Genomic DNA, 4,135 nt, shown 5'->3' on the forward strand with positions numbered 1-4,135 from the left:
TCGGACAAGGTGCCAAAGGCGATTCATCTACGAGAGCGTTGGTTTGAAGATGAAATGTCCATCTTGTCGAATCGCTATAACCAGTCCGTAGAACAGATCCGCGAGCATTATTACCAGCTCGAAGAGGCGCGGGAATACGCAGAACAAGCCAACCGCAAGAAAAGTGAGTTTTTGGCCAATATGAGCCATGAGATTCGTACCCCGATGAACGGGATCATCGGCCTTTCAAGCCTGATGAAAGAGATGGACATGCCAGAGGAGCAAAAAGAGTATGTGAATATGCTCAATACTTCCTCGCTCTCTTTGCTGGATCTTATTAACGATATCTTGGATTTTTCGAAGATAGAAGCCGGTCGGTTAGAACTTGAACATAACATATTGAATTTATTCGAGCTGAACAAAGAGGTGGAGTCTGTCTTTTTGGTAAGGGCAGCCGAGAAAAGTTTGGCTTTTCGCTGCTCGATTGACCGAAATATCAGCCCGATGCTGTTGGGTGATGCAACCAAGCTTCGCCAGGTGCTTAATAATTTGATTAGTAACGCCATTAAATTCACGGAAAGAGGATTTGTAAATCACTTTATTCACCGTGAGGGTGAGGATCACAAATCCGTATCTGTGAGGTTTGAAGTGTCTGATAGCGGCATCGGTGTCCCGAAGGAAATGCACGATGCGATTTTTGAGAAATTTCAGCAAGCCGACGGCAGTACCACCAGAAAATATGGCGGAACCGGGCTGGGGCTCGCCATTTGCCGCGAAATTATTCGATTGATGGGGGGAGAGCTGAAACTCGACAGCGAACCCGGCAAAGGCAGTACTTTTTCATTCGTGCTTACGCTTGAGAAAAATATATTACCGACTGCGTCCAGCACTGACATCAAACTACTGTCCGATTTATCGGTGCTCCTCGTTGATGACAGTATGCTCAATATGAGGATCACATCAGCCCAGTTGAGTAACTTCGGGGCAAAATCGACATGTTGTGAAAATGCCACCGAGGCAGCTGATTTTGTGTTACAGGCGATCCGCGGCAAAGCGCCTTATGATTTGATCGTGATAGATAAAATCATGCCTGAGATAAATGGGTTTGAATTAGCCAAGCAACTTAGGATCCAATTTGCAGAACGCTGCCCGAAAATGATGATGATTTCGGCCGGGCCGGAAGTCGGGGATGAAGAAAAAGCCAGAAAATCCGGCATTCGCTCGTACTTGGCAAGACCCTATAAAGAAGCCAACTTGAAATGGGCTGTCCAGCAGGTTGTCCGTAGTAATGATATTGATCTTACAGAAGTTGATCACGATTTGCTTACTGTGTCTGACAGTCAGCAGCAAATTCAGCCTATGCAGACAATGCCAGAGGCGTATTTACGTGCTACCCGGCAATCATCTCGCTTTAAGACTGCTGGTAATTCAGATGTATCGTCAGAAAATACTTCCGCGTCTGAGCTGATGGCTTTGCAGGAACAGGCGCAGGTTAATGTATTAGTTGTAGAAGATACTATTGTAAATCAGAAAGTTGCCCAAATGATGCTGGAGAAGTTAGGGGCTAAGGTCGATATTGCCGATAATGGTCAGGTTGCGATTGCGAAGTATCGTAAGGGGCATTTTGATCTTATTTTCATGGACTGCCAGATGCCAGTGCTTGACGGGTTTAAAGCAACGAGGGCAATTCGCGAATTAGAGTCAGAAGGGCAGCGAATACCGATTATTGCCCTGACGGCCAATGTGGTGAAAGAGGAAAAGGATAAATGTTTTAATGCAGGGATGGATGATTTTGTTTCAAAGCCGGTTAGCCAACAGATGTTGGCAAATATGCTTAAAAAGTACTTGTCGTCACCCTGACAGGGAGCGGATATCGCTCCCTGGTTGGTTGTGCTTATGCAGGGTGCTGGGAAAGACCGTAATTGGCGCTTTGGTTGTATAAGTTAACGACCACAGTCAGCGTATCCTTGCGGGTATCTTCTGAGATGTCCTGAATAACGTAGAAATCTGAATCTTTGTATTGCAGGTTCTTATCCACTAAGCGTAACAAGCTGTCTTCTATGTCACCTTGAATTTCTATCGTTTCGATTAGCTCAAACTGGCCGAATTGAATTTCAGATGGAGAGAGTAGCTCAGGCGAAGCCAATGAGCTGGTTGATGCTCCCAGAAGGAGAAGAGTTAAGATAGCGCGCTTGATCATGGAGAACCTACAAATGTTGCTTGGCTGTAGGACTACTTTGCCATATCAGGATTTTTTTAATGTCAGAAAACCGTCAAACAGTCCATGTTTAACGGTGACTTTCGTAGAGTTTCTCCAGGGCTACAGACAGGCCGTTTTCCGTTACTATCCTGATATGTGATTTATTCAGTTGTCTGACATTGCTCACGCCACAGGAATGGGCGATCAACCCGATGCCGTAGTGGATATATTTATTGTAGTTAGCCACCCGTTGTGTCTTGTCTTCGACATTGAGGCCTTGTTGTAGCCGCTTGTTATGGGTAGTGATCCCTGTTGGACAGGTATCTTTATTACATTGCAGTGCCTGAATACAGCCAAGGGCGAACATATGGCCTCTGGCAGACACAACAAAGTCGGCACCAAGCGCAATGGCCCAGGCGACTTTCGACGGGGTGATCAGCTTTCCGGAGGCAATGATTTTGATACGATCTTTGAGCTGTCTATCTTCGAGTAGATTAACAACAAGAGGCAAGCTTTCCTTAAGCGGTAAACCAACATAGTCCATGAGAGGTTGTGGGGCGGCACCGGTACCACCGTCAGCACTGTCAATAGTAATAAAGTCAGGGGCACTTTTCGCTCCTCTTCGCTCAATTTCATCAAGAAGATCGTTGAACCACTTCAACGAACCGAAAACGGCCTTAAATCCGACTGGCTTGCCGGTTATTTCCCGGATCAGCTCGATTCTGTCCAGAAGATCGCCCACCGAGCGGATATCTTTGTGGCCGTTGGGGCTAATAGAATCCTGCCCTTCGGGAATGCCGCGAATTTGGGCGATTTCCGCTGTCACCTTCTTGCCGGGAAGCATTCCGCCTTTGCCCGGTTTGGCACCTTGGCTAATTTTGATTTCGAACATTTTAACTTCAGGATGGGAAGCTATTTCCCGGAGCTTTTCTTCGCTCAAGTCGCCGTTTTCATCACGAACACCATATTTGGCCGTACCAATTTGAAACACGATATCGGCCTTACCTTCCAGGTGATATGGGCTAAGGCCTCCTTCTCCGGTGTTCATCCAGCAACCGGCAATTCGTGCGCCGTTCGACAGTGCCCGGACAGCAGGCTTGGATATAGCGCCGTAGCTCATGCCAGAGATATTGAAGATTGAGCTGGTGGTATAGGGAGTACGGCAATGTTCGCCTATGGTAATGGCGGCAGGCACAACGGCATCTTCTTCCAGGGTCGGAAAAGCACAGTTCATGAACATAATCGTACCGGTAGGATCCAGGTTGCGGGTTGAACCAAAGGCAAGGGTGCGGTCAACATTCTTGGCTGCTTTATAGACCCAGCTACGTTCAGCGCGATTAAAGGGCATTTCCTCACGGTCCATGGCAAAGAAATATTGCCTGAAGAACTCGCCTTGTTTTTCAAATAGGTAGCGGAACCGACCAATAACGGGGTAGTTGTGTCGAATCGCATGCTTATGTTGCCTGATATCGACAATATACATATAGATCACAAGTAGTCCGCCTAGCCCAAGGATGAAGATGAACAGACCGGAGAGAAAATCGATACTTAGCAGAATAAAGTCAGCCATAGCTTACCTCTTTACTGTTAGCCCTGTAGCGCTGTTACTGGTTTGTTTTTCGGTATCAATGAAATGAGCGCGTTTAAACCAAGCTGTAGTTAAACTCGCTGCATTAACCCTAGTTGAATTTTGTTTGTTGGTATAAAGAACGTGTGAGGGGGAGATAATTTCACAAAGAGTTGAAGGGCACTAAGGTGCCCTCATCGTATTAGCCGAATCTTGATGAAGCGGCGTTAAGCTGTAGCGCTGACTTTTTCTGCCCCGCGCAGCATGGCATGAATAAGCTCATTGGCTTCAAATTTGGTGAGTGCTTCGTGAGCACCAACCTGGTGAGCCTGGGAAACGCTGATCTCACTCGATAGAGAAGTATGCAGAATAATGTAGGCATGGTTGAG

Annotated in this window: 3 protein-coding genes and 1 pseudogene; 1 reads left to right on the forward strand and 3 read right to left on the reverse strand. The window is 46.7% G+C overall.

The window, feature by feature from the left end; all coding sequences use genetic code 11:
- The coding region (locus tag MHN01_RS18560) for a response regulator (RefSeq protein WP_239412708.1) at nucleotides 1-1,839 on the forward strand (1,839 nt) is incomplete at its 5' end.
- A 34-nt stretch (nucleotides 1,840-1,873) separates the two neighbouring features.
- Here MHN01_RS18560 and MHN01_RS18565 read toward each other — a convergent pair.
- From MHN01_RS18565 to MHN01_RS18575, 3 genes and pseudogenes are all read right to left on the reverse strand, one after another.
- Nucleotides 1,874-2,179, reverse strand: a complete 306-nt coding sequence (locus tag MHN01_RS18565; RefSeq protein WP_239412709.1) for a hypothetical protein — start codon at nucleotides 2,177-2,179, stop codon at nucleotides 1,874-1,876.
- An 88-nt stretch (nucleotides 2,180-2,267) separates the two neighbouring features.
- The gene (locus MHN01_RS18570) at nucleotides 2,268-3,749 is read right to left on the reverse strand and encodes an FMN-binding glutamate synthase family protein (protein WP_239412710.1); all 1,482 of its coding nucleotides are present in this window, start codon (nucleotides 3,747-3,749) and stop codon (nucleotides 2,268-2,270) included.
- A gap of 224 nt (nucleotides 3,750-3,973) precedes the next feature.
- Nucleotides 3,974-4,135, reverse strand: a pseudogene (locus tag MHN01_RS18575) (chemotaxis protein CheV); the annotation flags it as partial.

This window comes from Photobacterium sp. OFAV2-7 (genome assembly GCF_022347985.1).
Taxonomy (GTDB): Bacteria; Pseudomonadota; Gammaproteobacteria; order Enterobacterales; family Vibrionaceae; genus Photobacterium.

Excerpts from the sequence above, each read along its gene's own strand:
- MHN01_RS18570 (WP_239412710.1), bottom strand. The coding sequence starts at position 3,749 with ATGGCTGACTTTATTCTGCTAAGTATCGATTTTCTCTCCGGTCTGTTC.
- MHN01_RS18565 (WP_239412709.1), bottom strand. The coding sequence starts at position 2,179 with ATGATCAAGCGCGCTATCTTAACTCTTCTCCTTCTGGGAGCATCAACC.